Origin of the sequence: Enterobacter sp. TCD1-1, assembly GCF_020567405.1 — a bacterium.
In the GTDB taxonomy this organism is placed as follows: domain Bacteria; phylum Pseudomonadota; class Gammaproteobacteria; order Enterobacterales; family Enterobacteriaceae; genus Enterobacter; species Enterobacter quasiroggenkampii.
This window is the reverse complement of record NZ_JAJCXF010000005.1, coordinates 19454-45296: the sequence shown is the minus strand read 5'-3', so window position 1 is coordinate 45296 and position 25843 is coordinate 19454. Positions and strand designations below refer to the sequence as shown.

At 55.8% G+C, this 25843-nt stretch carries 21 protein-coding genes and 1 pseudogene; 11 read left to right on the top strand and 11 right to left on the bottom strand.

The genetic code is table 11. The annotated features are described in order from the left end of the window. Window positions 1-165 precede the first annotated feature (165 nt). On the bottom strand, window positions 166-2196 hold the full coding sequence (locus tag LJA86_RS18025; RefSeq protein ID WP_229226532.1) for an alpha-amylase: 2031 nt from the start codon (window positions 2194-2196) through the stop codon (window positions 166-168). A gap of 314 nt (window positions 2197-2510) precedes the next feature. On the opposite strand from LJA86_RS18025, the gene LJA86_RS18020 reads away from it, so the two are divergent. Then, the gene (locus tag LJA86_RS18020) at window positions 2511-3335 is read left to right on the top strand and encodes a protein bax (protein ID WP_063622827.1); all 825 of its coding nucleotides are present in this window, start codon (window positions 2511-2513) and stop codon (window positions 3333-3335) included. 39 nt (window positions 3336-3374) lie between these two features. Here LJA86_RS18020 and xylR read toward each other — a convergent pair whose 3' ends face one another. The 4 genes from xylR to xylF form a co-directional block, all read right to left on the bottom strand. Continuing rightward, entirely contained in the window at window positions 3375-4553 is a 1179-nt protein-coding gene (gene xylR / locus LJA86_RS18015; protein WP_021242460.1) for a D-xylose utilization transcriptional activator XylR, read from the bottom strand. A 33-nt stretch (window positions 4554-4586) separates the two neighbouring features. Continuing rightward, window positions 4587-5768 (bottom strand): xylose ABC transporter permease XylH, encoded by a 1182-nt coding sequence (gene xylH / locus LJA86_RS18010; protein ID WP_229226531.1) that lies wholly within the window; start codon window positions 5766-5768, stop codon window positions 4587-4589. After that, complete coding sequence (locus LJA86_RS18005) at window positions 5746-7287, bottom strand: xylose ABC transporter ATP-binding protein (protein WP_111967672.1); 1542 nt, start codon at window positions 7285-7287, stop codon at window positions 5746-5748. Before LJA86_RS18005 ends, xylH begins: the two co-directional genes overlap by 23 nt. 72 nt (window positions 7288-7359) lie before the next feature. After that, window positions 7360-8352 (bottom strand): D-xylose ABC transporter substrate-binding protein, encoded by a 993-nt coding sequence (gene xylF, locus LJA86_RS18000; RefSeq protein WP_008502746.1) that lies wholly within the window; start codon window positions 8350-8352, stop codon window positions 7360-7362. 371 nt (window positions 8353-8723) lie between these two features. Here xylF and xylA point away from each other — a divergent pair, with 371 nt between their 5' ends. From xylA to LJA86_RS17980, 4 genes are all read left to right on the top strand, one after another. Continuing rightward, complete coding sequence (gene xylA, locus LJA86_RS17995; protein WP_086374966.1) at window positions 8724-10046, top strand: xylose isomerase; 1323 nt, start codon at window positions 8724-8726, stop codon at window positions 10044-10046. A 61-nt stretch (window positions 10047-10107) separates the two neighbouring features. After that, on the top strand, window positions 10108-11562 hold the full coding sequence (xylB, locus tag LJA86_RS17990; RefSeq protein ID WP_229226530.1) for a xylulokinase: 1455 nt from the start codon (window positions 10108-10110) through the stop codon (window positions 11560-11562). A 103-nt stretch (window positions 11563-11665) separates the two neighbouring features. Beyond that, window positions 11666-12205: an isochorismatase family protein gene (locus LJA86_RS17985; RefSeq protein ID WP_229226529.1), complete on the top strand. Its 540-nt coding sequence runs from the start codon at window positions 11666-11668 to the stop codon at window positions 12203-12205. Then, window positions 12205-13125 carry a GlxA family transcriptional regulator gene (locus tag LJA86_RS17980; protein ID WP_229226528.1) on the top strand — a complete coding sequence of 307 codons (921 nt, stop codon included), beginning with the start codon at window positions 12205-12207 and terminating at the stop codon, window positions 13123-13125. Before LJA86_RS17985 ends, LJA86_RS17980 begins: the two co-directional genes overlap by 1 nt. On the opposite strand, the gene LJA86_RS17975 is transcribed toward LJA86_RS17980, so the two are convergent. Then, window positions 13118-14113: an acyltransferase gene (locus LJA86_RS17975; RefSeq protein WP_229226527.1), complete on the bottom strand. Its 996-nt coding sequence runs from the start codon at window positions 14111-14113 to the stop codon at window positions 13118-13120. The two genes, LJA86_RS17980 and LJA86_RS17975, sit on opposite strands and share 8 nt — an antisense overlap. 183 nt (window positions 14114-14296) lie before the next feature. Between LJA86_RS17975 and LJA86_RS17970 the strand changes: the two genes are divergently transcribed. From LJA86_RS17970 to glyS, 3 genes are all read left to right on the top strand, one after another. Continuing rightward, window positions 14297-14602: a YsaB family lipoprotein gene (locus LJA86_RS17970; protein ID WP_048226588.1), complete on the top strand. Its 306-nt coding sequence runs from the start codon at window positions 14297-14299 to the stop codon at window positions 14600-14602. A 160-nt stretch (window positions 14603-14762) separates the two neighbouring features. Then, window positions 14763-15674, top strand: a complete 912-nt coding sequence (glyQ, locus tag LJA86_RS17965; protein WP_003860141.1) for a glycine--tRNA ligase subunit alpha — start codon at window positions 14763-14765, stop codon at window positions 15672-15674. Window positions 15675-15683: 9 nt separating this feature from the next. Further along, a complete protein-coding gene (gene glyS / locus LJA86_RS17960; protein WP_126534950.1) occupies window positions 15684-17753 on the top strand; it encodes a glycine--tRNA ligase subunit beta in 2070 nt (689 codons plus the stop codon). 221 nt (window positions 17754-17974) lie between these two features. Here the strand turns inward: glyS and LJA86_RS22225 are convergent. Further along, window positions 17975-18151: pseudogene (locus LJA86_RS22225) on the bottom strand (hypothetical protein); the annotation flags it as partial. An 844-nt stretch (window positions 18152-18995) separates the two neighbouring features. Here LJA86_RS22225 and LJA86_RS17950 point away from each other — a divergent pair. Beyond that, on the top strand, window positions 18996-20615 hold the full coding sequence (locus LJA86_RS17950; RefSeq protein ID WP_229226526.1) for an ABC-F family ATP-binding cassette domain-containing protein: 1620 nt from the start codon (window positions 18996-18998) through the stop codon (window positions 20613-20615). A 39-nt stretch (window positions 20616-20654) separates the two neighbouring features. Here LJA86_RS17950 and LJA86_RS17945 read toward each other — a convergent pair whose 3' ends face one another. Further along, entirely contained in the window at window positions 20655-20942 is a 288-nt protein-coding gene (locus LJA86_RS17945; protein ID WP_008502755.1) for an HTH-type transcriptional regulator, read from the bottom strand. 331 nt (window positions 20943-21273) lie between these two features. On the opposite strand from LJA86_RS17945, the gene LJA86_RS17940 reads away from it, so the two are divergent. Continuing rightward, window positions 21274-21984, top strand: a complete 711-nt coding sequence (locus LJA86_RS17940; protein WP_024909075.1) for a DUF3053 domain-containing protein — start codon at window positions 21274-21276, stop codon at window positions 21982-21984. A gap of 246 nt (window positions 21985-22230) precedes the next feature. Next, window positions 22231-22443, top strand: a complete 213-nt coding sequence (gene cspE / locus LJA86_RS17935; RefSeq protein WP_003860775.1) for a transcription antiterminator/RNA stability regulator CspE — start codon at window positions 22231-22233, stop codon at window positions 22441-22443. 58 nt (window positions 22444-22501) lie between these two features. Here the strand turns inward: cspE and ghrB are convergent, their stop codons facing one another. From ghrB to LJA86_RS17920, 3 genes are all read right to left on the bottom strand, one after another. Continuing rightward, the gene (gene ghrB, locus LJA86_RS17930; protein ID WP_069720483.1) at window positions 22502-23476 is read right to left on the bottom strand and encodes a glyoxylate/hydroxypyruvate reductase GhrB; all 975 of its coding nucleotides are present in this window, start codon (window positions 23474-23476) and stop codon (window positions 22502-22504) included. Window positions 23477-23504: 28 nt separating this feature from the next. Further along, the gene (locus LJA86_RS17925; protein ID WP_126534948.1) at window positions 23505-24785 is read right to left on the bottom strand and encodes an MFS transporter; all 1281 of its coding nucleotides are present in this window, start codon (window positions 24783-24785) and stop codon (window positions 23505-23507) included. Between the two features lie 117 nt (window positions 24786-24902). After that, window positions 24903-25841: a sugar kinase gene (locus LJA86_RS17920; RefSeq protein ID WP_229226525.1), complete on the bottom strand. Its 939-nt coding sequence runs from the start codon at window positions 25839-25841 to the stop codon at window positions 24903-24905. Window positions 25842-25843 lie beyond the last annotated feature (2 nt).

The window sequence follows — 25843 nt, the reverse complement described above, 5'->3', positions numbered from 1 at the left end:
GTGGTGTGGTCGGATTTGTTGTTTTATAGGGTGGAAGTGTGTTTTTGTAGTGAATAGTTCTGGTGGAATTCCCCTCACCCCGGCCCTCTCCCCAAAGGGGCGAGGGTGAAAGACTGCACCGTGCAATCCCCTCTCCCCTCTGGGGAGAGGGTTAGGGTGAGGGGGCTATTGATTACCCGCCCATACCACCATCACCTTATCGCCCTTGTGCTCGCGCACGAAGCCATACCCCTCTTTCAGCGACAGCGTGGTTTGTTTGCCTTCACCAATCGCCGGGTGACGGGCGCGGAACTGACCCAGCGTTTGCCAGTGGGCGACGGTTAAGGCCTGCTTGCCCGTGACGTCCTGCCAGTTCATATCTGAGCGGGTGCCCTGCAGCGGGTCGGAGCCTGTCGGGCCGAATGGACGCTCGGACTCATCCCCGTAATAGATTTGCACGCTGCCCGGTGCCAGCAGAAGCAGTTCCGCCGCGCGCTGACCCCCTTCGCGGAACAGGCGCGTATCGTGGGATGAGAGGTAGCTCAGCACGTTGAAGCTTTGCAGTTTCTCCGCCATCTGCTGCCAGGTGAGATCCATATCGGCCAGACAATCCACCGCTTTTGCCGCCTGCTCCTGATAATCAAAGTTAATCATCGCGTCAAAACCGTGGCGGTAATAATCGCTCTGCATGACGCCGTGGCCCCAGGATTCCCCGGTCATCCAGAACGGTGCATTATCGAGCTTTTTATCCGGGTGAGCGCCTTTCCAGGCGGCCAGCGCCTGGCTTGCCTGGTCTTTCAGCTGTTGCCAGGCCGCAAGCTCAACGTGTTTCGCGGTATCCACCCGGAAACCGTCGATGCCGTAGTCACGTACCCACTGGCTGAGCCAGTGGGTCAGGTAGTCGCGCGGGGTATAGCCCGGAATCGCTTTCGCGTGGGTATCGGGCTTATGTTGATAGAAATTGGGTAACCCGGAAGCGACGGTGGATTCCGTTTTCAGGTCGGGCAGGAACGCCAGCGACATCGTTAAATCGTCGAAGCCGGGATTATCGTAATCACCGATGTCGGTACGGATCCATTTCTTGCCCCACCATTTTTCCCATGCGGCCTTGTCGCTGAAGTTGATGTAGTCGTTGAAGCTATGCCAGGTCTGGCCTGGGCCCGGCGCCCAGTCCGTCCAGCGTTCTCCCAGCGTCTTTTTCAGTTCATCACCCTGAAGGTACAGGGCACCAAACTGAAATTCCTGCATGTCTGCCAGCGTGGCATAGCCAACGTGGTTCATGACGATATCAAACAGGATGCGAATGCCGCGCTTATGCGCCTCATCAACAAGCTGACGCAGGTCATCCTCGGTGCCCATGTTGGCATCGAGCGTTGTCCAGTCCTGGGTGTAGTAGCCGTGGTAGGCATAATGCGGGAAATCACCTTTGGTTCCGCCGCCTACCCAGCCGTGGATCTGCTCAAGCGGGGAGCTTATCCAGAGCGCATTCACCCCCAACTGCTGCAGGTAATCGAGCTTGCTGGTCAGCCCCTTTAGATCGCCACCGTGGAACGTGCCAATCTCCTGCATGCCGTCTTTATGGCGGCCATAGCTGTTGTCGTTGCTCGGGTCGCCATTTACATAGCGGTCGGTCAGTACAAAATAGACAGTGGCGTTTTGCCAGCTAAACGGTGCCGGCTTGTCGGTTTCGGCGCGCTCAAGCAGCAGCAGGCCGTTACTGTTGGCGGCTGGCTGCAGGGTGATTTTCCCATCTTGTACGGTCGCCGTCTGTTTACTGTAGTAGTCGCGCACGACGGAGCCTTCCGGGAAGGTATGGCTGACGTCCAGCGTTAGCGGCTTACCGTCCCACTTCGGACACTGGCGGATAACGTTGGCCACCGGCTGTTCTGTCGCGCTCTGAACCGCCAGCAGCAGGGTGGGCGTGCCGGATCGGGTATCAATCCGCATCTGGTATTCACCGTCGCGGAAAAGGCGCCACTGCGGCGGAGCGCCGTCACAGGGCTTGAGCGACAGCATCTCATTGAGTTTTATCGCGCCTGTGGGCTGCCAGCACGTCTTGTCAAAACTCAGCGTAAGAGGACGCGTACCCTTCGCAAGCTTTGCCTGGCTGGTGAAAATCCCGGTGCCCTCGGCGCGAAATGCGCCAAACCCCGGCGATGACCAGTCGGCATGTGCCAGTGCGGGTAACATCAGAAAGGCTATTGCGGTGCGTTTCATTCCTGGTTCCTGTCGCGGATTTTTTGACCAGTGTGCCAGCAGGCGGGCGGGAAAAACTCATCCCCTGTCGCTTTCTGCCAGGAGGATGCGTGAGGATGAGTGATCTTGCGCAAAATTAGGCAGTTATCTGCGATAACGCACACATTTTTCCGGAAATGATGTTTTTATGAGCAAGTTTCAGGTGACATAGTTTCGGAATTGGACTATTTCTATACGTGCTCTTGAAGTCTATTTTTGATATGATTTGAGATTCCGCTCTCAAATTTGTGAAAAAAATAAGGTGTTAGGATGATTACATCCGACCAGGAGACCTAATGATATCGACTCCCATTCGACGATATGGGGCTGCGATACTCATGTTACTCACCACGGCATTTTCGGGTGAGGTGCTTGCGAAGACGCACACGGATACAACGAGTAAGAAAGCCCACGTAATAAAGACGACAAGTAGTAAGGTTAGCAGTAAACAAGAGTATTCTCGCAATAGTGCAAAGAGTAGTTCACTTCCTGATTTGCGAAAATACCCTTCCGGAACACCAAGGAAAAAAGCGTTTCTCCGGACGGTAATGCCTTACATCACGAGTCAAAATGCCGCGATTACTGCGGATCGTAACTGGCTGATTTCCAAACAGTACGATAGCCGCTGGTCGCCGTCAGAGCGCGCGCGTCTGAAAGATATCACGAAGCGCTACAAGCTGAGCTGGAACGGTAACACGCGTCGTGTTCCGTGGAATGCTCTCCTTGAGCGTGTGGATATCATCCCGGGCAGCATGGTTGCGACCATGGCTGCAGCCGAAAGCGGCTGGGGAACGTCTAAGCTTGCGCGTAGCAACAACAACCTTTTCGGCATGAAATGCGTGAAAGGCCGTTGTACGAATGCGCCTGGCAAGGTGAAAGGCTATTCGCAGTTTGAATCCGTGAAGGATTCCGTGAACGCCTATGTGGTGAATCTGAACACGCACCCGGCCTACTCATCGTTCCGTAAATCACGCGCTCAGCTGCGTAAAGCGGACCAGGAAGTGACGGCCAGTACGATGATCCACAAGCTGAAAGGGTATTCGACGAAGGGACAGAGCTATAACAACTATCTGTTCGCTATGTACCAGGATAACCAGCGCTTAATCGCCGCTCATATGTAATCTCAAAAAAACGCCTTCCACTGGAAGGCGTTTTCTTTTCTAGATCAGCACCTCGCTGTGGCGATCCCGATACTCTTTCGGCGTGGTGTCATACTCTTTGCGAAACACCGAATAAAAATATTGCAGCGACGGGTAACCGCACATCTGCGAGATTTCGTTGATCGACAGCGACGTGGAGATGAGCAGGCTGCGTGCTTTCTCCAGCTTTTCAGCATGGATAACGGCATGAATGGTTTCGCCCACCTCTTCTTTGAAACGCTTCTCCAGATTCGAACGCGAAATGCCCACCGAATCCAGTACCTGATCGACCTTAATCCCTTTGCAGGCGTGGTTGCGAATATAGTGCATGGCCTGAATAACGGCCGGGTCGCTTAAGGAGCGATAATCGGTTGAGCGACGTTCTACGACGCGAACAGGAGGCACCAGCAGGCGCTGAAGCGGCAGAGATTCTTTATCCAGCAGGCGATGCAGCAGCTTCGCTGCCTGATAGCCCATTTGACGCGTGCCCTGAGCCACGGAAGAGAGCGCCACGCGGGACAGGTAGCGGGTAAGCTCTTCGTTATCAATGCCAATCACGCACAGTTTTTCGGGCACCGGAATGTGTAAGTGTTCGCAGACCTGCAGCACGTGCCGCGCGCGGGCGTCCGTCACAGCAATAATGCCGGTTTGCGGCGGAAGCGTTTGCAGCCAGTCAGCGAGACGGTTCTGTGCGTGCTGCCAGTTTTCCGGGGCAGTTTCCAGCCCCTGATAGACCACGCCGCGATACTTCTCCTGCGCGACCAGCTGGCAAAACGCGTGCTCACGCTCAACGGCCCAGCGCTTGCCACTGGTGGCGGGTAAACCATAAAACGCGAAGCGATGGACGCCTTTCTCTTTTAAATGGAGAAACGCGGCCTCGACCAGGGCATGGTTATCGGTGGCGATATAGTGAACCGGCGGATAGTGTTCGGGCGAGTGGTAGGAGCCGCCGACGCCCACGATCGGAACGTCGACGTCGGTCAGCAGTTGCTCAATGACGGGGTCGTCATAGTCGGCGATAACGCCATCGCCCAGCCAGTCTTTGATGTTCTCCAGACGGGTGCGAAAATCTTCCTCAATAAAGATATCCCACTCGGATTGCGACGCCTGCAAATATTCACCCACGCCTTCTACCACCTGGCGGTCGTAGGCTTTGTTGGCATTGAATAACAACGTAATGCGGTGACGCTTTTCAAACATGGCTCACTTCCCAATTAAGTCACAATACCGTTATCAGGCCCGTCGCTTGGTGGCCGAGTCCATCCAGACTGCCAGTAAAAGAATGGCCCCCTTGACGATATACTGCCAAAACGTCGGGACGTCCATCATACTCATCCCGTTATCCAACGATGCCATGATAAATGCCCCCATCACCGCGCCCGCGACGCTGCCGATACCCCCTGCGAGGCTGGTACCGCCAATAACGCAGGCGGCGATAGCATCCAGTTCGGCGATGTTACCGGCAGAGGGGGAACCCGCCCCCAGACGCGAGCTGAGGATCAACCCGGCGATGGCGACCATCAGGCCGTTAATGGCGAAGACCGCGAGTTTGGTGCGTTCAACGTTAATGCCCGAGAGGCGGGCAGCCTCAAGGTTGCCGCCGATGGCATAAATACGGCGGCCAAACGCGGTGCGCGTGGCCATAAACATGCCGCCCAGCAGCAAAAGCGTCAGCAGCAGCACGGGGGTCGGAACACCGCGATAGTCGTTTAAAAGCCAGATGGCGCCCAGCACAATGACGGCAGTGAGCGTCTGACGTCCCACCACCGACGTGGATGCTGGCGACGCCAGCCCCAGCGCCTGACGACGCATGCGTCCACGCCACTGCCACGCGACAAATGCCAGCAATCCCGCCACGCCGATGGTAAAGCCCACGCCATCCGGGAGGTAGCTCTGACCAATCTGCGACATGGCCGCACTGGTCGGGGAGACGGTGGTGCCGTTAGTAATGCCGATTAAGATCCCACGGAAGGCCAGCATCCCCGCCAGGGTGACAATGAACGACGGCACTTTACGGTAGGCTACCCACCAGCCGTTCCAGGCCCCCAGTACCAGCCCCAATACCAGCGTGACCGCCACGGTCAGCGGCAGCGGCCAGCCGAGCCAGACGTCAAAAATCGCCGCCACACCGCCGAGGAGCCCCATCATTGAACCGACCGACAGATCGATTTCCGCGGAGATAATCACGAACACCATGCCGACGGCCAGAATGCCGGTGATAGCTGTCTGGCGGAGCAGGTTAGAGACGTTACGCGCGCTGAGGTACGAACCATCGGTCATCCAGGTAAAGAAGAGCATGATGACGATAATCGCCGCGATCATCACGAAAACCTGTAGGTTCAGCGCTTTTAGCCCTGCGAACGCACCGGGCGTCGGAACGGCGACTTTGATATCAGACGGGTTGCTTTTCGACATGACGTTCGCTCCTTAAAGCGGCTTCCATCACCTGCTCCTGCGTCAGGTTCTGGTTAATCAGGTTGGCTTTCAGTTTTCCCTCGTGCATGACCAGCACACGGTCGCTCAGGCCGAGCACTTCGGGTAACTCAGACGAAATGACAATGACGGCAATCCCTTGCTGTACAAGCTGATTAATCAGTTTGTAGATTTCATATTTGGCACCGATATCAATTCCGCGCGTCGGCTCATCAAGGATTAATATGCGTGGATTGAGAAGCAGGCAGCGCGCCAGAATCGCCTTCTGCTGGTTGCCGCCGCTCAGGCGGCCAATGGCCAGTTCCGGTGAGGAGGTTTTGACCTTCAATCGGGCGAGTGACTGAAGGATGCACTGCTGCTCGGCGGCATCGTCCAGGCTGCTCAGCGCGCCGGAGAAGCGATCGAGCGCCGCCAGCGTAATGTTTTTCCCCACCGCCATAACCGGCACGATGCCGTCTTTTTTGCGGTCTTCCGGCACCATGGCAATTCCGCGGGCGATCGCCTGCTGGCAGTTGTCGATTTTCACCGGCTGGCCGTCGATATAAATCGTGCCCTCCCAGCGCCCCGGCCACACGCCAAACAGACACTGTACGGCCTCCGTGCGCCCGGCGCCGACTAACCCGGCGATACCGAGGATTTCGCCGCTGTGCAGAGAAAACGAGACGTTATTCACACGCTTGATGTGGCGGTTAACGGGGTGCCACGCGGTCAGATTTTCCACGCGCAACACTTCATCACCTTTAGTGTGAGGCTCATTCGGGTAGAGCGCCGTCAGCTCGCGTCCTACCATCATGGTGATGATGTCATCTTCACTCATGCCCGCGGCTTCACGCGTGCCGATGTGCTGCCCGTCGCGGATCACGCAGATGGTGTCCGAAATGGCTTTAACCTCGTTCAGCTTGTGCGAAATGTAGATGCAGGCGATGCCGTGATTTTGCAGATCGCGAATGATATCGAGCAGTACCGCAGTTTCCTGTTCGGTGAGCGAGGCCGTGGGCTCATCAAGGATCAGCAGCCTGACCTGTTTATTGAGCGCTTTAGCGATTTCAACCAGCTGCTGTTGCCCCAGTCCCAGGTCGCCCACGCGGGTATCCGGTGAAATGCTGAGACTCACCTGCGCGAGCAGCTTTTCACAACGTAGCGTCATGGTGTCGTAATCCAGCACGCCGTGGCGGGAAATTTCGGCCCCAAGGAAAATGTTCTCCAGCACGGTGAGATGCTTCACCAGCGCCAGTTCCTGGTGGATGATGGCGATGCCTTTACGTTCGGTATCACGAATGTGAGTCGCCTGGATAACTTCGCCAGCAAAAACGATTTCGCCTTCGTAACTGCCATACGGGTAGATTCCGCACAACACTTTCATCAACGTTGACTTGCCTGAGCCGTTCTCGCCACACAGCGAAACGACTTCGCCGGGATTCAACCGGAGACTGACGTTATCGACGGCTTTCACCGTGCCGAAGCGCTTGGTGATGCTTTTCATTTCAAGTAAATAAGGCATAACTGCTCCACATAAACCGAGGGAAGAACAGTACAACGTGATGCGCCCCTGCAAAGCAGGGGCCGCGCCGGATTACAGTTCGCTCTTCTTATGGAAGCCGTCTTTAATGACGGTGGCGTCAATGTTCTCTTTATTGACTTCAATAGGGGTGAGCAGGCGAGCCGGAACGTCTTTCAGCCCGTTATTCAGCGTTGCGTCTGCTTTAGGTTGCTTGCCATTGCCCAGTTCCACGGCGATTTCCGCCGCCGTATTGGCAAGCTCGGTAATCGGTTTGTAGACCGTCATGGTTTGGGTGCCTGCGATAATGCGTTTTACGCCAGCCAGATCGGCATCCTGTCCAGAAATGGCGACTTTACCCGCCAGCCCCTGGGCGCTTAATGCCTGAATCGCACCGCCAGCGGTGGCATCGTTGGAGGCCACAACCGCATCAATTTTGTTGTTGTTGGCTGTCAGCGCATTTTCCATAATCTTCAGCGCGTTTTCTGGCAGCCAGCCGTCGGCCCATTGATCGCCAACCACTTTAATTTTCCCGTTGTCGATGTACGGTTTAAGGACCTTCATTTGCCCTTCGCGGAACAGCTTGGCGTTGTTATCCACCGGAGAGCCGCCCATCAGGAAATAATTGCCCTGAGGTACTTTGTCGATCAGGCTTTGTGCCTGTAATTCGCCGACTTTTTCATTATCGAACGAAATATAATAATCAATGTCCGCATTATTAATCATGCGGTCATAAGCCAGCACTTTTATGCCTTCTTGTTTGGCTTCTTTCACCACGTTACTTAATACCTGGCCGTTATAGGGGATAATGACCAGCACATCGACGCCACGGTTAATCATATTCTCGATCTGCGACATTTGCGTTTCTTCGTTGCCGTTAGCCGACTGAACAAACACGTTTGCGCCGAGGGATTCCGCTTTTTTTACAAAGATATCGCGATCTTTTTGCCAGCGCTCCAGGCGCAGGTCGTCAATCGCCATGCCAATTTTGACCTCTTTGGCATGACCGGCAAAACTGGCAAGCAGGAGCGTAGTGCAGAGCGTTAGGGTCAGGTTCTTTATCTTCATAATTATTAGGCCTTTTTGTAGGGGTATGTGTTGCTGAGATAAAAGAAACATTCACTGCTGAGACGCAGCAAATTTTTAACGCGGAAAGGCGGGCTGGCAATTACAGATTTTTATCTTCTCATTACGATATTTGGTTTATTTCTGAATTTATGACCGCGATCGGATTTTAAAATACGTAACGTCTTAATTACATTTGATTCTGGAATCCGCGCCGAAAAATAGTTTGTCTGCGCATTATTTTGCGAGCCAGCGCACAGTTGTGCATTCTCTCAATAGCAGTGTGAAATAACGTAATTGAGCAACCCAAAATGTCTATTCACTATTACTCCTGTATCAACGACTCGCCGCATACCCTGATTATGGAGCTCAATATGCAAGCTTATTTCGACCAACTCGATCGTGTTCGTTACGAAGGCCCGAAAACGACCAATCCTTTAGCATTTCGTCACTACAACCCGGATGAGCTGGTGCTGGGTAAGCGCATGGAAGATCATCTGCGCTTTGCCGCCTGTTACTGGCATACCTTCTGCTGGAACGGTGCCGATATGTTCGGCGTGGGATCCTTTGACCGCCCATGGCAGCAGCCGGGTGAGGCCATCGAACTGGCAAAGCGCAAAGCCGATGTGGCGTTTGAGTTCTTCCACAAGCTGAACGTGCCGTACTACTGCTTCCATGACGTCGACGTGTCACCGGAAGGCGCATCGCTGAAAGAGTATCTGAACAACTTTGCGCAGATGGTGGATGTACTGGCTGCAAAACAGCAGCAAAGCGGCGTGAAGCTGCTCTGGGGCACAGCAAACTGCTTCACTAACCCACGCTACGGCGCGGGTGCGGCAACCAACCCGGATCCGGAAGTGTTTAGCTGGGCAGCCACGCAGGTGGTGACGGCAATGAATGCCACGCATCAGCTGGGCGGCGAAAACTATGTCCTCTGGGGTGGCCGTGAAGGATATGAAACGCTGCTGAACACCGATCTGCGTCAGGAGCGCGAGCAGATTGGCCGCTTTATGCAGATGGTTGTCGACCATAAGCACAAAATCGGCTTCCGCGGCACGCTGCTGATCGAGCCGAAGCCGCAGGAACCGACGAAGCATCAGTATGACTACGACGTGGCGACGGTGTATGGCTTCCTGAAGCAGTTCGGTCTGGAAAAAGAAATCAAAGTGAACATTGAAGCCAACCACGCCACACTGGCGGGCCACTCTTTCCACCACGAGATCGCGTCTGCGATTGCGCTGGGCATCTTTGGCTCGGTCGATGCTAACCGCGGCGACGCGCAGCTGGGCTGGGACACAGACCAGTTCCCGAACAGCGTGGAAGAGAATGCGCTGGTGATGTACGAAATCATCAAAGCGGGTGGTTTCACTACCGGCGGCCTGAACTTTGACGCCAAAGTGCGTCGCCAGAGCACCGACAAATACGATCTGTTCTACGGCCACATTGGCGCGATGGACACCATGGCGCTGGCGCTGAAAGTGGCGGCACGTATGATTGAAGACGGCGAGCTCGATAAACGCGTGGCGAAGCGTTACAGCGGCTGGAACAGTGAGCTGGGCCAGCAAATTTTGAAAGGTCAGTTATCACTTGCGGACATCGCGAAGTACGCTGAACAACATCAGCTGGCACCGCAGCACCAGAGCGGGCACCAGGAGCTGTTGGAAAATCTGGTCAATCACTACCTGTTCGATAAATAACAGCACGTAGGCCCGGTAAGCGTTAGCGCCACCGGGCATTTCTGTTAAAGGAGTCACCGTAATGTATATCGGGATCGATCTTGGCACATCGGGTGTGAAAGCCATCCTGTTAAGCGAACAGGGCGAGGTGTTAGCAACGCAGACGGAAAAGCTGCAGGTTTCACGTCCGCATCCGCTGTGGTCGGAACAGGACCCGGAGCAGTGGTGGCAGGCAACGGATCGTGCAATCAAGGCGTTAGGTGAACAGTATTCTCTGCGTGACGTGAAAGCGCTGGGGATTGCCGGTCAAATGCACGGTGCTACCTTGCTGGATAGCGAACATTGCGTGTTGCGACCCGCCATTCTCTGGAACGATGGCCGCTGTGCGGAAGAGTGTGCGCTTCTCGAGGCGCGCGTACCCACGTCTCGTGAGATTACCGGCAACCTGATGATGCCCGGCTTTACCGCCCCCAAGCTGCTGTGGGTGCAGCGACACGAGCCGGATATTTTCCGGCAGGTGGCGAAAGTCCTGCTACCGAAAGACTATCTGCGCTTTCGTATGACGGGCGATTTTGCTTCCGACATGTCCGATGCCGCCGGCACGATGTGGCTCGACGTGGCGAAACGCGACTGGAGCGAGGCGATGCTGGATGCCTGCCACCTGACCCGTGAACACATGCCCGTGCTGTTCGAAGGTAGCGAGGTAACAGGCACATTGCTGCCGGACGTTGCGGAACGCTGGAATATGCCTGCCGTACCGGTGGTTGCCGGGGGCGGTGACAACGCTGCGGGTGCCGTGGGCGTCGGCATGGTTGAGGCAGGGCAGGCGATGCTGTCTCTGGGAACGTCTGGCGTCTATTTTGCCGTCAGCGACGGCTATCGCAGTAATCCCGAAAGCGCTGTGCACAGTTTCTGTCATGCGCTTCCGGGAAAATGGCATTTGATGTCGGTGATGCTGAGTGCAGCGTCGTGCCTGGACTGGGCGGCGAAGCTGACCGGGATGGCTGATGTTCCTGCGTTGATTGCCGCAGCACAGCAGGCGGATGACGCTGCGGGTGCCGTCTGGTTTTTACCGTATCTTTCTGGAGAACGTACGCCGCACAACAACCCGGAAGCGAAAGGGGTGTTCTTTGGCTTAACCCATCAGCATGGCCCGGCAGAACTGGCGCGTGCGGTTCTGGAAGGGGTGGGGTATGCGCTGGCCGATGGGATGGACGTGGTCCACGACTGCGGCCTGAAACCCGCAAGCGTCACCCTGATTGGCGGCGGTGCGCGAAGCCCTTACTGGCGACAAATGCTTTCGGATATCAGCGGGTTGCAGCTGGATTTCCGTACGGGAGGGGATGTAGGCCCCGCGCTCGGCGCCGCGCGTCTGGCGCAGATAGCCATTCATCCGGAACAACCGCTTTCGCAACTGCTGCCGCAGCTTACCCTTGAGCAGGCGCATTTCCCTGATGCGGCAAACCATGCACGGTACGCGGAAAGGCGCGCGGTATTCCGTAAAATCTATCAGCAACTGCTGCCGCTGATGTCGTAAACACGCTTGTCCGACCGCGGCACAAGGATGTCCTTTTTTGGTCTGTGCGTGCCTTTATTTCCTTGCCAGTATGGTGTCACACCCACTGGCGAGGAGATCCACCATGTCACGCATTGCACTCATCAATATTGATACTCAGCAGTCGTTCCATCATCGCAATTACTGGCAGGAGGACGACATTCCTGCCTTTCAGCAGGCGATGCTGGGGCTGATTGAAGGCTGCCAGGCGCGCGGTATTCCGGTCGTTGATATTTTCCATGTAGATGAAGACGGCCCCTTCACGCTGCAAAGCGGCTTTGTTAAACCTATGGCCTTTTTGCGTCATCAGCCGGATGTGGTTTTCCAGAAACACGTCCATAATGCCTTCACGGATACCGGGCTCGATCGCTGGCTGCGTGAGCGTGATATCAATAGTGTGATTATCTGCGGCATTCGCACGGAGCAATGCTGCGAAACCACCGCCCGGGTGGCATCCGATCTGGGTTATGCTGTGACCTTTGTGAGCGAGGCCTCGCTGACGTTCCCCATGACGTACAGGGGCATTGCCCTTAGCGCAGCGGAAATTCGCCACCGTACCGAAACGGTACTGTCCGGGCGTTTTGCCGACATTAAAACGGTAGCGGAGACGCTGGAGTCACTGTAATGCCCATCGACGTCTGGTTCGTCATGTTGCCCGGGGTGCTGTCATTAGATATGACGGGCCCGGCAGAGACCTTTGTGCTGGCTGGCGACGCGTTTCGTCTGCATTACATTGGCCCGCAACCGGACGTTCCGACGTCGATAGGCCTGACGATGAGCGGCATCCAGCCGCTACCGGAACGTCTTCCAGAGGGGAGCCTGCTGGTATTGCCCGGCGTGAGCGACTCCCGCACTCAATTTTCGACACCACAGGCGTTACAGATACAGCACTGGCTGATGCGCCTGCAGCCGGCCATTCAACGCCGGGATATCACGGTGATGTGCGTCTGTTCTGGTGCGCTGCTGGCGGCGAAATCGGGCCTGCTGAACAACCGGCAGTGTACAACCCACCATGACGTTATCAGTCGTTTACGCACCGCAGCCCCCACAGCGACGATTAAAGAAAACCGCATCTTTGTGCAGGATGAGAACATCTGGACCAGCGCGGGGATCACGTCTGGCATCGATCTGGCGCTGCATATGATTAACCGCCTGTGCGGTCCCGAAAAGGCGCTGGCCGTGGCGCGCGAGATGGTGGTCTGGTTCCGCCGTTCCGGTGACGATCCCCAGCTCTCCCCGTGGCTGCGCTACCGCAATCATCTTCATCCGGCGATTCATCGGGCGCAGGATGCGCTCACCGCCGAGCCACAAAAAACGTGGAGCTTGCCTGATATCGCCGCACTGGCGCACGTCAGCCCGCGCCATCTCACCCGGCTTTTTCAGTCACATTTAGGGATTAGCGTTCGCGATTATCTGGAGCAGCTGCGTCTGGCGGTGGCGGAGCAGTGGCTATTGCAGGGGCGCGGCGTGGAGCAGGCTTCACTGGCGGCAGGATTTTCCTCCCCGCGCCAGTACCATCGCGCCCGGCAGCGAAGCATTAGCTGACGAAGCGGCGAGTGTCGATTTTTTGCAGCAGCATCGACAGCAGCAGGCTGATCGCCAGGGTCGCGACAAAAATCCAGACGATATCCAGCACCGGCCAGCTTTTAAGCTCAACGCCTCTTGTCCGAAATGCGTGGATCACCAGCGCGTGAAAACCGTAAATCCCGAGAGAGTGTCGTGAAATGACGCTCAGTACGGGAAGGGGACGCGTATTCAGGGTATTTTTAACGAGCGTGAGCAGCGATACGGCACAGATAAAGACCATCGGCCCGCAGTACAGGTACCAGGTATCGGCAAAATTGCCGCGCCACTGCAGCTCATGCAGCGTCCCGCGTGAAATCACCGCCACGCCAGCCATAAACAGCAACCCGCAGAGCCAGTTCAGACCACGTTTTTGCGTGTCCATCATCCCGATGGCGCGCCCCAGCATGCCGTAAAGCACGTAGTAAAAGGTATCGCCGTTGATATAAAGGTTCACCGGCAGCCACTCAAATCCGTCGATTTTCTGCGAGACCGTATTTGGGTTGGCGACAATGCCAATCACCACCATCAGGGCCAGAAGCATTTTTCCGCTGACGTTTTTCACCTGAATGAGGGGGGAGACCAGATAGATCACGATAATGGCGAAGAAGAACCACAGGTGGTAGAACACCGGCTTTTGCAGCACGTATTTTAGCGATAGTCCGGCGTTTATTGAGGTGAACAGCGTGATATAGAGCAAGGCAACGGCACTGTAGAACCCCAGGCAGGCCGCGATGCGGATGAAGTGCCTTGGCTGCGCGCTGCGCTCGCCAAAAAAGAGAAAGCCGGAAATCATAAAGAACAGCGGCACGCTGACCCGCGACGCAGAGTTGAGAATATTGGCGATATCCCAGTTAACGGGGCTGATGCTGTGCGCATTCGTGACGTACCAGGTCGTCGTGTGGATCATGACCACCATCAGACAGGCTATTCCTCGCAGGTTATCAATCCAGTTAATTTTTGACTGCATCAGTTCCTCGTATTCCCTGTAAATTGAGTGTGACTCCCATTGTCCAAATGTCTTCGTTTGGAAAATTCTGAGTTTTATTCCGCAGGCTTGTCGGGAGGCCACGAGATTCGCAGAATGCCGGACCATAATCTATAAAAGCGTTGATACTAAAAATAACAGCCACTGACCAGGGCGGTAATAAAAATGATGATGAAGCGTGTGGCGTCACTCTTTCTGCTGTTCATAATGGCGGGATGCAGTGCGCCACAGGAAGCACCTGTGCAAAAAGCGCAGCAGGGTAAAATGAGCCCGGAACGATCACTGAATATGGAAGCGCTCTGTAAAGATCGGGCCGCTCGCCGCTATAACTCGGACGTGCAGAAAATTGACGTTACCGGTTTTGAACGTTTTCAGGGCAGCTATGAGCTGCGGGGCCATACGTCGCGTAAAGAGGGCTTTGTCTGCTCGTTTGATGCGGACGGTCAGTTTTTACACCTCTCCATGCGCTAGCCTGCTCGGATAATCAACAGCCAGACGCCGTCAGCGTTCTGGCCGGAAGGCTTATTTCCCAATTTTCCCTAAACAACCCCGTTTCGTACTGTATATCTTGCAGCCAGCGGGTATACTGGTCCCTTCCATTTAAAACCACACGTATCCAGCACGAAATACTATGCAAAAGTTTGATACCAAGACCTTCCAGGGCCTGATCCTGACCTTACAGGATTACTGGGCTCGTCAGGGCTGTACCATTGTTCAACCTTTGGACATGGAAGTCGGCGCCGGCACTTCACACCCGATGACCAGCCTGCGCGCGTTGGGGCCAGAGCCAATGGCGACCGCGTATGTGCAGCCTTCCCGTCGTCCGACCGATGGTCGTTACGGTGAAAACCCGAACCGTCTGCAGCATTACTATCAGTTCCAGGTGGTGATTAAGCCATCACCCGACAACATTCAGGAACTGTACCTCGGGTCGCTGAAAGAGCTGGGTATGGATCCAACCATCCACGACATCCGTTTCGTGGAAGATAACTGGGAAAACCCAACGCTGGGTGCCTGGGGTCTGGGTTGGGAAGTGTGGCTGAACGGCATGGAAGTGACCCAGTTCACCTACTTCCAGCAGGTGGGCGGTCTGGAATGTAAGCCGATCACCGGTGAGATCACCTACGGTCTGGAACGTCTGGCCATGTACATTCAGGGCGTAGACAGCGTTTACGACCTGGTCTGGAGCGACGGCCCGCTGGGTAAAACCACCTACGGCGACGTGTTCCATCAGAACGAAGTGGAGCAATCCACCTATAACTTCGAATACGCGGACGTGGACTTCCTGTTCACCTGCTTCGAGCAGTATGAGAAAGAAGCGCAGCAGCTGCTGGCGCTGGAGACTCCGCTGCCGCTGCCTGCCTACGAGCGTATTCTGAAGGCCGCCCACAGCTTCAACCTGCTGGACGCCCGCAAAGCCATCTCCGTGACTGAACGTCAGCGCTACATTCTGCGTATTCGTACCCTGACCAAAGCCGTTGCAGAAGCTTACTACGCGTCCCGTGAAGCCCTTGGCTTCCCGATGTGCAACCGAAACAAATAAGAGGCGGCCATGTCTGAGAAAACTTTCCTGGTGGAAATCGGCACCGAAGAGCTGCCACCAAAAGCCCTGCGCAGCCTGGCTGAATCTTTTGCTGCGAACGTGACTGCCGAGCTGGATAACGCTGGCCTGGCACACGGTAAAATTGAGTGGTTTGCCGCGCCGCGCCGACTGGCGCTGAAAGTGGCAAATCTGGCGGCGTCCCAGCCAGATCGCGAAGTCGAAAAACGTGGCCCGGCGATTGCCCAGGCCTTTGACGCGGAAGGCAAGCCGAGCAAAGCGGCGGAAGGCTGGGCGCGCGGCTGCGGCATCACCGTCGATCAGGCCGAGCGTCTGACCACGGATAAAGGCGAGTGGCTGCTGTACCGTGCGCACGTGAAGGGCGAAAGCGCGGAAGCGCTGCTGCCGGACATGATTGCCACGTCTCTGGCGAAGCTGCCTATTCCGAAGCTGATGCGCTGGGGCGCGTCTGACGTGCACTTTGTGCGTCCGGTTCACACAGTGACCCTGCTGCTGGGCGACACCGTTATTCCGGCCACCATTCTGGGCGTGGCGTCCGATCGCGTGATCCGCGGCCACCGCTTTATGGGCGAGCCAGAGTTCACCATCGACAATGCCGACCAGTATCCGCAGATCCTGCTGGAGCGCGGCAAGGTCATTGCTGACTACGAACAGCGTAAAGCCAAAATCAAAGCGGACGCGGAAGACGCGGCGCGCAAGATTGGCGGTAAAGCCGATCTGAGCGACAGCCTGCTGGAAGAAGTGACCTCTCTGGTGGAATGGCCGGTTGTGCTGACCGCGAAGTTCGAAGAGAAATTCCTGGCCGTTCCGGCTGAAGCGCTGGTGTACACCATGAAGGGTGACCAGAAGTACTTCCCGGTCTATGCCAACGACGGCAAACTGCTGCCAAACTTCATCTTCGTGGCAAACATCGAATCGAAAGATCCGATCCAGATTATCTCTGGTAACGAGAAGGTCGTTCGTCCGCGTCTGGCGGATGCCGAGTTCTTCTTCAATACCGACCGTAAAAAGCGTCTGGAAGATCATCTTCCACGCCTGCAGACCGTGTTGTTCCAGCAGCAACTGGGTACGCTGCGCGACAAGACCGACCGTATCGCGGAGCTGTCCGGCTGGATTGCCCGTGAAATCGGTGCGGACGTCAACCACGCAACGCGTGCGGGCCTGCTGTCCAAGTGTGACCTGATGACCAACATGGTGTTCGAATTTACCGACACCCAGGGCGTGATGGGTATGCATTACGCGCGTCACGATGGCGAAGCGGAAGACGTGGCCGTGGCCCTGAACGAGCAGTATCAGCCGCGCTTTGCGGGTGATGAACTGCCGTCTAACCCGGTTGCGTGCGCGGTGGCGATTGCCGATAAGATGGACACCCTGGCGGGTATCTTCGGTATCGGTCAGCATCCGAAAGGCGACAAAGACCCGTTTGCGCTGCGTCGTGCTGCGCTCGGCGTGCTGCGTATCATCGTTGAGAAGAACCTGAACCTGGATCTGCAGACCCTGACCGAAGAAGCGGTGCGTCTGTACGGCGACAAGCTGACCAACGCGAACGTGGTGGATGACGTGATCGACTTTATGCTCGGTCGTTTCCGCGCCTGGTATCAGGATGAAGGTTACACCGTCGACACCATTCAGGCGGTGCTGGCGCGTCGTCCGACCCGTCCGGCTGATTTCGATGCGCGTATGAAGGCGGTTTCCCACTTCCGTACGCTGGAAGCGGCATCTGCTCTGGCGGCAGCCAACAAGCGTGTATCCAACATTCTGGCGAAATCCGACGAGACGCTTAACGAGCGCGTAAACGCCGCGACGCTGAAAGAGCCGGAAGAGATCGCCCTGGCGATGCAGGTTGTGGTGCTGCGCGACAAGCTCGAGCCGGTCTTCGCGGAAGGTCGCTACCAGGAAGCGCTGGTGGAACTGGCCGAGCTGCGTGACGTTATCGACGCCTTCTTCGAGAAAGTGATGGTGAACGTAGAAGATAAAGAGCTGCGTGTTAACCGTCTCTCTATGCTCGAAAAACTGCGTGAGCTGTTCCTGCGCGTGGCGGATATTTCGCTGCTGCAGTAATGTGCCCGTTGTGACAAATGCTAAAAACCCGCTTCGGCGGGTTTTTTTATGGGGCTTTCGTAGGCCGGATAAGCGCAGCGCCATCCGGCAGGTTTAGCCGATCGCGATCAGGCTGGCTTTTAAAGCGTCCGGAACAGGATCCAGAAGCGCGGGTTGCAGAAGATTCAGACAGGCATAAAGTCTGCCGTAAAGCGCCATTTTTGGGGCGGGTTCTTCGCAATCTACCAGTGCGTCGGTAAAACGTTCGCAGTTATCCGCCAGTTCGGTGAAGTCGGTGGTGTGGTTGAAGGGCAGGGTGAATAAAGAATGAGCGTGGGTTGGGGTAGTAGCCATATTGGCAGCCTCCGATAAGTGATAAAGCTTCCACCACCGGAAATGCTAACTTCGCTGGTGGTGGACTGAACAGAGTTAGCATTACCGGCCTTATCGGATACCGGCGCATCTTTCGATGCCCCTGCTCAGCCCACCATTGAGATGTAGCAAAGCATGCTGCACAAAATGTGCCGCCGATAAGATAAGCCAGGATGCTAAACCCGGCACCTGATTTTGCAGGTGCGAAGAGAACTTACTGCTCATCAAAACAGGCGGCAACAGATTTGAGCTATACCACTGAGGATATTACCATTTCTGGAAAGAGACTCGCAAAATCACCGCAATGAAAAGCATACTGCGGGCAGAGGTCTTACAGCGACGCTATGGTCCGGCTGTAAATCGCTGAGGCGTTTCCTGTAGGCCGGGGCGAGGCGTATGGATGCGCCGAGAGGGTGGGCTTTACAAGGATGTTACCTCCGCTCGTCCCCGATAAGCCGGAAGGAATAAGCCGAAGGTACCGCGTAGCGGCGATTTACCGCCGGGAGCCCGGGTAGCCAGGGTGGTGGCGACTGAGCCACCCTGGCACGTTCACGGGTATTGTCGTTACAGAGTAGCAAGGAACATCAAGTGAACGGAATGACCACCAGAGCCGTATGCTCCCCCTCACCCTAACCCTCTCCCCAAAGGGGCGAGGGGATTGTTCACTGCTCGCATTAATTTGTGGGGATCCCTCAGCCCAAAGGGAGAGGGAGTATAAGTCGTCCAAAATTTAACCTTGAAACCGTCAACACATTACCGCTATCCTTATCGCGTTAACTTACTCGCGCTGGAGCACCCCCCAAAAATGAACAAACACGACTGATGAATTTCGATCCTTGCTAAACGCTACCACGTCGGCAGGGGATGTTTTGATTTCATTCAGGAGTGCTTATGGCTCATTTTGCGCAGTCCCCTTCTTTTATTTTGCATCAGGTCACCTGTCAGTTTCCGACGGGCGATACCCTTTTTGGTCCGCTGAATCTTTCGCTGGAACCCTCCCTGTGCGCGCTGGTTGGCCGCAACGGCAGCGGAAAAACGCGTCTGCTGCGTCTGCTGGCGGGGCTGGACGAACCGGCTACCGGTCATATCGAACGCTTTGGCTCGCATGCCTGGGTGGCGCAGCAGCACGTCATTTCTTCGCAGACGACGCTGGCTGAACTTCTCGGATATGACGCGATTTTTGCGGCGCGTAAGCGCATCGACAGCGGCGATTACCAGCCCGACGATCTGGCGTTGCTCGACGGTTACTGGGATATAGCCGAACGTCTGAGCGAAGCGTTTATCAATGCGAAGCTTCCGCCGTTTGATCCGGATAAACCTGCCGGTGAACTCAGCGGCGGCGAGCGCATTCGTGCCCTGCTGTGCGGGGCGTTTACGGCTGAAGCGGATTTCATGCTGCTGGACGAACCCACTAACCATCTGGATCGACAAGGCCGGGCATGGTTCTACGACCAGTTGAGTCGGTATCAGGGCGGCGTACTGGTGGCCTCCCATGACCGTGAGTTACTGGCTCAGGTACCCCGTATCCTTGAGCTGAGCGCCTCGGGTCTGCGCAGCTACGGCGGAAATTATGCGGATTATCAAGCCCAGCGCGATGCCGAACAGCAGGCGGCCCGTGCGGCGCTGGAACATGCGGCAACCGAGCGCAAACGCACCCGCGCACGCATGCAAAAAGAGCATGATGACAGCCAGCGGCGGTCGGCAAAGACGTTACGCACCGTCGATACCCTGAATATCGCGTCGTTTGAGCGGGTCAAATATAAAGGCGCGGCAAAGGAACGTATCGGCTCCTGGAAAAAACAGCACAGCGAGCAAAATGAAGCGCTGAACGCTGCGGTTAACAAGGCGCGTGAGCGGGTTGAAGACGATAACCCGGTGATGTTCACTCTGCCGGGGAGTCAGGTCCCGGAGGGCAAACAGGTACTGGTGCTGGAGGATCTGGTGCTGCCGCATGTGCCTGTTCCACCGCTTACCTGGCGTATGGACGGACCGATGCGCGTGGCGTTAAAGGGACCGAACGGCTGCGGAAAATCGACGCTGTTAAAAACTATCCTCGGCGAGATGACTCCCCGTTCGGGTACCTGTAAGGTCTCCGTTAGCTGTGCTTATCTCGACCAGCATCTCTCCCGGCTCGATCTCTCGCAGTCGGTCATGACGCATCTCAATTTGAGTCATACCCCTCTGGAAGAGGGGGTATTGCGAACCCGTTTAGCGCAGCTTCAACTGGGGGCTGACAAAGTGATGCTCCCATTGGCGGCGCTCAGCGGCGGTGAGCGTCTTAAGGCTGCCCTGGCCTGCGTGCTGTGGCGCGCGGAGGCTACGCAGCTTCTGCTGCTGGATGAACCGACCAACCATCTGGATCTGGCTTCAGTCCAGGCCATTGAAGCGGCGCTGGCCGGTTTCCCTGGGGCACTGCTGGTGGTATCACACGATGAGGCGTTTTTAAGCGGCTTAACGTTAACGCATGCGCTGGTGTGGGAAGAGGCGGGTTGGCGTTGTGATAGCCTGTAAAACACAAGCCCCCGCAAAGGCGGGGGCATTCAATCTTCACTACGCTATCTGTTTGCTGAGTGCAGGGTTGGCCTGAATCAGGCGCATCAGCCTTAACTCGGTTGGGGTGGGTTTCTCACGTTTTGACTCCCACTCCTGCACCATAGCCACGCTGACACCCATCGCTCTGGCGAATTCTTCGGTTTTCAGTCCTGTCCCTTTGCGCAATTGCTCATATTCTGTAAAGGGATTGGATTTTTGTTGCAGGGTAATCGTCTGCGGTACATCTTTAAAAATGATCTGTTCCAGACTGCTCAGCAGTTCAAACTCAGGATCTTTATATTCCATTGAGGACTCCTCTTAAATCTCACATCGTGATCAAGAACATCAGAGAGCCAATTAAGAATAGTCCCTAATACCAACCCAGGATCGTCACGGGTGTGATTAATCGTGCGGTAACGATCGCTGTATCCGATTCAGCAATATGGAGAGTTATGCTAATTCCCTGATTAGTCATATGTCGGCTTCGCCAGGTATTTTTTTGTAAATGATAAGAAATAAATCGGCAATAGCCGTTTTGCATGAAAAGAGTATCTTGCAAGGCTGACCTGGACTATCCTTGTCAGCGTCGGGCACGCGTGTGCCGGTGTGCGCTTTTTTGGGTGAAAGGAGTAATAAAATGGCGACAGGAAAGTCCTGCTCTCGCTGGTTTGCGCCTATTGCGGCGTTGTTGATGGTTGTTAGCCTGAGTGGGTGTTTTGATAAAGAAGGCGATCAGCGCAAAGCGTTTATCGATTTTCTGCAGAATACAGTGATGCGCAGCGGCGAGCGGTTGCCGACGCTGACTGCGGATCAGAAAAAACAGTTTGGCCCCTTCGTGTCCGATTACGCCATTCTTTATGGTTATTCACAGCAGGTGAGCCAGGCGATGGATTCCGGTATCCGCCCGGTAGTGGATAGCGTGAACGCCATCCGCGTTCCACAGGATTATATGACGCAACGTGAACCGCTGCGCCAGTCCAACGGTGCGCTTGGCGTGCTGAGCCAGCAGCTGCAAAATGCGAAAATGCAGGCTGACGCGTCACGTTCTGCGCTGAAGCAGGGCGACGATCTCAAACCGGTCTTCGACAAAGTGTATGAGAAAGTGGTGACCAAACCGTCTGAAGCACTGCAGCCGTTGATTCCAGCCGCGCAAATCTTCACGCAGCAGCTGGTCCAGGTGGGTGACTTTATCGCCCAGCAGAATACGCAGGTGAGCTTTGTTGCCAACGGTATTCAGTTCCCGACCTCCCAGCAGGCAAGCCAGTACAATACGCTGATTGGGCCGCTGGCCTCCCAGCATCAGGCCTTTAGCCAGGCCTGGAGTGCGGCAGTCACTGCCACAGAATAAGACGAAAAACCCCGCTTCTGGCGGGGTTTTTTTATGCATACAGAAAATAACGCTTGTCATTCCTCTACCACATCGGTATAACTGTTCCCGTCGGTTTGTTACACAGACCTAAAGCAGTTTAGTAAAGCAGTCCAGATTGTTATCCATAGATACCCTTCGTAGTGACCCTTCCTTCATCGCTTAAAAATCTGTAACGCAATCCATCAAGCCGGAAGGCACAATATATTTGTTAATAAGGTAATTTCTATGTCTGCTAAAATGACTGGTCTGGTAAAATGGTTCAACGCTGATAAAGGTTTCGGCTTCATCACTCCTGACGATGGCTCTAAAGACGTGTTCGTACACTTCTCTGCTATCCAGAACGATGGCTACAAATCTCTGGACGAAGGTCAGAAAGTGTCCTTCACCATCGAAAGCGGCGCTAAAGGCCCAGCAGCTGGTAACGTTGTAAGCCTGTAAGCTTCCAACCCAGTAGCAAAGAATTTAAAAACCCGCCTTCTGGCGGGTTTTTTCGTTTCTACCGTTGCACCTGCGGGTTCACGCAGTTTATCTCCACCTTTCCACCTAATGCGGCAATCAGATTATCAACCGCGGTGGCCGCCATGTTGTAGCGCGTCTCATGGGTGGCTGAGCCGATGTGGGGCAGGGCAACCACGTTAGGCAGCGAAAGCAGTGGCGAATCCACCGGCAGCGGCTCCTGCTCAAACACGTCCAGACCTGCGGCATGGATCTCACCGTTTTGCAGGGCCTCAATCAGCGCCTTCTCATCCACCACCGGGCCACGACCCGCGTTGATGAAAATGGCGGACGTCTTCATTTTTTCAAACGCCTCTTTGCCGATCAGATGACGGGTTTCGTTCGTCAGCGGCAGAACCAGGCAGACAAAATCGGCTTCCTGCAGCAGGGTATCCAGCTCGCAGTAACGGGCGTTGAAGCGTTCTTCGGCTTCACTGTGATGGCGACGCGCGTTATACAGAATCGGCATGTTAAAACCAAAATGCGCGCGCTGCGCCAGCGCCAGCCCGATACGCCCCATACCGACAATGCCCAGCGTTTTGCCGTGAACATCCACACCGAACCAGTCCGGACCAATGCTCTTTGTCCATTCGCCCGCTTTGACGCGCTCAGCCACTTCCACCACGCGACGGGCCGTGGTGAGCATGAGCGCCATCAGCGTATCGGCCACGGTTTCCGTCAGGGCATGCGGCGTATGCATCAGCAGGATCTTGCGGGCGTTTAGGGCATCCACGTCGAAGTTGTCGTAACCCACGGAAACGGTTGAGGTAGCACGAAGCTTCGGCATTTTCTCCAGCAGGGCGACATCCACTTTTTCGCTTGAACCCAGCAGGCCTTCGGCGCTGGCGAACGCGTCGGCGTGCTGTGCCACGGTTTCCGGGCGCAGGTTCTTCACCTGCGTAACGGTGAAGTGCTCTTCAAGACGTTTCTGCAGATCTTCCGGCAGGGCTTTATACAAAATGACGGACGGCTTCATGCTAATCTCCGTTGATTTTTTTAAGGATTCAGGCGTGGCGAGCGCCGACAGGGTGTTGTTGATTATTAGCAGGCTTAACAATCAGAGTAAGCCACACCGAGGCGAAAAGCGCCACCCCCATAAAGATGTACGATGCGGACGGACTGCCGGTGGCACCGTTCAGGTAACCCACGAACCAGGAGCCGCAGAACGAACCCAGTGCACCCATACTGTTAATCAGCGCCATCGCGCCACCCGCAACGTTACGCGGCAGCATCTCGGGGATGATGGCGAAGAACGGTCCGTACGGGGCATACATGGCGGCACCGGCAATCACCAGCAGCGTATAAGAGACCCAGAAGTGGTTTGCGCCCACGGCCCAGGAGCCAATAAAGGCGAAGGCAGCAATCAGCAGCAGCGGCCAGACAAACAGCTTGCGGTTCTGCAGCTTGTCCGACGCCCAGGAGACGGTGATCATCGCGATGGTTGCCGCCAGATACGGTACGGATGACAGCCAGCCTACTTCGACCATGCCGAGGTTTTCACCGCCGCTGCGGATAATGGACGGCAGCCACAGCACAAAGCCGTACACGCCAATGCTCCAGGTAAAATACTGTGCGCAGAGCAGGATCACGTTACGTGAGCGGAAGGCTTCACCATAGTTACGTACCGCCTTCAGACCTTGCTGTTCTTTATCCAGCTGCGCCTGCAGCGCTGCTTTTTCATCTTCGGAAAGCCACTTCGCCTGGGCAGGTTTATCTTTCACCAGCACCCACCAGCAGAAGGCCCAGATAATCGCCGGTACCCCTTCAATGATAAACATCTCGCGCCAGCCGAAGGACTGGATCAGGTAGCCCGACACCACCGACATCCACAGTACCGTGACCGGGTTACCGAGGATCAGGAAGGTATTCGCGCGCGAGCGCTCAGATTTGGTGAACCAGTTGCTGATGTAGATCAGCATCGCGGGCATAACCGCCGCCTCAACGACGCCGAGGATAAAGCGAATGGCGGCCAGGGCAGGAATATTGTTCACCATACCGGTCAGTGACGCGCAGGCGCCCCACAGGATCAGACAGATGAAGATCAGCTTACGCACGCTGCGGCGTTCCGCATAAATCGCGCCGGGGATCTGGAAGAAGAAGTAACCCAGGAAGAAAAGGGCACCCAGCAGGGAGGAGATACCTTTGGTGATCCCGAGGTCCTCGGTGATCCCTGCTGCGGACGCGAAGCTGAAGTTGGCACGGTCAAGGTACGCCAGGCTGTACGTGATAAACACGATTGGCATGATGTACCACCAGCGTTTTACTGCATTGGTCGAACTGTTCATAGGCTTGCCTCTGTTGTTGAGGTTGTTACCGCCGTTGTCTGTAGGGTACACGGTGGCTTAATTATTTGGTGCGGCTTGCTGCCCTCACCCTGGCCCTCTCCCACAGGGAGAGAGAATTTAAACGCCGAGCTGTGCTCGCGTTGGTAATCCTTCGCTGTCGCCCTGCACCTGAATGGCCAGCGAGCCAATCTTGTTGCCTCGCGCGACGGCCTGCGGCAGCGTTTTACCTTCCAGCAGGGCGCTAATCACGCCCACGGCAAAGCCGTCACCTGCGCCGACGGTGTCGACCACGTTCTCGACCTTCACTGCCGCGACCGCACCCTGTTCACCGTTGGCCGTTTTAAACCATGCGCCATCGGCACCGGTCTTCAGCACCACCGCTTTTACCCCTTTTTTCAGGTAGAAGTCGGCAATGCCTTCCGGCGTGCTTTCGCCGGTCAGGATCATCCCTTCTTTCAGGCCTGGCAGAACCCAGTCCGCCCTGAACGCCAGACGGTTCAGTTTCTCCACCATTTCCGCTTCGCTTTTCCACAGCACCGGGCGCAAATTCGGATCGAACGAGATCGTTTTGCCCTGGGCTTTCAGGGTAGCTGCCGCATGATCCAGCAGTTCATACGAGCTGGCAGACAGCGCGGCCGCCACGCCGCTCAGATGAAGATGGCGCGCGGAGGCAAAGTAATCGGCGTGGTAATCCGCGACAGAGAGGTGGCTTGCGGCCGAGCCTTTACGGAAATACTCTACGATGGGATCGGTTCCATTTTCGACCTTGGATTTAAGCTGAAAGCCGGTAGGGAAGCGTCCGTCAAGGGTGACGCCAGCGGCATCAATCCCCTCTTTTTTCAGCGAATCGAGAACGAAATGGCCAAAGCTGTCATCCCCCACGCGGCTGACCCAGCCCACGTTCAGGCCGAGACGCGCCAGGCCGGTCGCGACGTTCAGCTCTGCGCCTGCGACGCGTTTGATAAAGTGCTCCACCGCACTCAGCTCACCCGTTTCGGTGGCGACAAACATGGCCATGGCTTCACCAATCGTGATGACATCCAGCGTCTTGTGCATGG

What these genes read in the sequence shown, in the direction of transcription:
- LJA86_RS18025 (WP_229226532.1), bottom strand. Translation starts at nt 2,196, where the DNA reads ATGAAACGCACCGCAATAGCCTTTCTGATGTTACCCGCACTGGCACAT.
- LJA86_RS18020 (WP_063622827.1), top strand. Translation starts at nt 2,511, where the DNA reads ATGATATCGACTCCCATTCGACGATATGGGGCTGCGATACTCATGTTA.
- xylR (WP_021242460.1), bottom strand. Translation starts at nt 4,553, where the DNA reads ATGTTTGAAAAGCGTCACCGCATTACGTTGTTATTCAATGCCAACAAA.
- xylH (WP_229226531.1), bottom strand. Translation starts at nt 5,768, where the DNA reads ATGTCGAAAAGCAACCCGTCTGATATCAAAGTCGCCGTTCCGACGCCC.
- LJA86_RS18005 (WP_111967672.1), bottom strand. Translation starts at nt 7,287, where the DNA reads ATGCCTTATTTACTTGAAATGAAAAGCATCACCAAGCGCTTCGGCACG.
- xylF (WP_008502746.1), bottom strand. Translation starts at nt 8,352, where the DNA reads ATGAAGATAAAGAACCTGACCCTAACGCTCTGCACTACGCTCCTGCTT.
- xylA (WP_086374966.1), top strand. Translation starts at nt 8,724, where the DNA reads ATGCAAGCTTATTTCGACCAACTCGATCGTGTTCGTTACGAAGGCCCG.
- xylB (WP_229226530.1), top strand. Translation starts at nt 10,108, where the DNA reads ATGTATATCGGGATCGATCTTGGCACATCGGGTGTGAAAGCCATCCTG.
- LJA86_RS17985 (WP_229226529.1), top strand. Translation starts at nt 11,666, where the DNA reads ATGTCACGCATTGCACTCATCAATATTGATACTCAGCAGTCGTTCCAT.
- LJA86_RS17980 (WP_229226528.1), top strand. Translation starts at nt 12,205, where the DNA reads ATGCCCATCGACGTCTGGTTCGTCATGTTGCCCGGGGTGCTGTCATTA.
- LJA86_RS17975 (WP_229226527.1), bottom strand. Translation starts at nt 14,113, where the DNA reads ATGCAGTCAAAAATTAACTGGATTGATAACCTGCGAGGAATAGCCTGT.
- LJA86_RS17970 (WP_048226588.1), top strand. Translation starts at nt 14,297, where the DNA reads ATGATGATGAAGCGTGTGGCGTCACTCTTTCTGCTGTTCATAATGGCG.
- glyQ (WP_003860141.1), top strand. Translation starts at nt 14,763, where the DNA reads ATGCAAAAGTTTGATACCAAGACCTTCCAGGGCCTGATCCTGACCTTA.
- glyS (WP_126534950.1), top strand. Translation starts at nt 15,684, where the DNA reads ATGTCTGAGAAAACTTTCCTGGTGGAAATCGGCACCGAAGAGCTGCCA.
- LJA86_RS17950 (WP_229226526.1), top strand. Translation starts at nt 18,996, where the DNA reads ATGGCTCATTTTGCGCAGTCCCCTTCTTTTATTTTGCATCAGGTCACC.
- LJA86_RS17945 (WP_008502755.1), bottom strand. Translation starts at nt 20,942, where the DNA reads ATGGAATATAAAGATCCTGAGTTTGAACTGCTGAGCAGTCTGGAACAG.
- LJA86_RS17940 (WP_024909075.1), top strand. Translation starts at nt 21,274, where the DNA reads ATGGCGACAGGAAAGTCCTGCTCTCGCTGGTTTGCGCCTATTGCGGCG.
- cspE (WP_003860775.1), top strand. Translation starts at nt 22,231, where the DNA reads ATGTCTGCTAAAATGACTGGTCTGGTAAAATGGTTCAACGCTGATAAA.
- ghrB (WP_069720483.1), bottom strand. Translation starts at nt 23,476, where the DNA reads ATGAAGCCGTCCGTCATTTTGTATAAAGCCCTGCCGGAAGATCTGCAG.
- LJA86_RS17925 (WP_126534948.1), bottom strand. Translation starts at nt 24,785, where the DNA reads ATGAACAGTTCGACCAATGCAGTAAAACGCTGGTGGTACATCATGCCA.
- LJA86_RS17920 (WP_229226525.1), bottom strand. Translation starts at nt 25,841, where the DNA reads ATGCACAAGACGCTGGATGTCATCACGATTGGTGAAGCCATGGCCATG.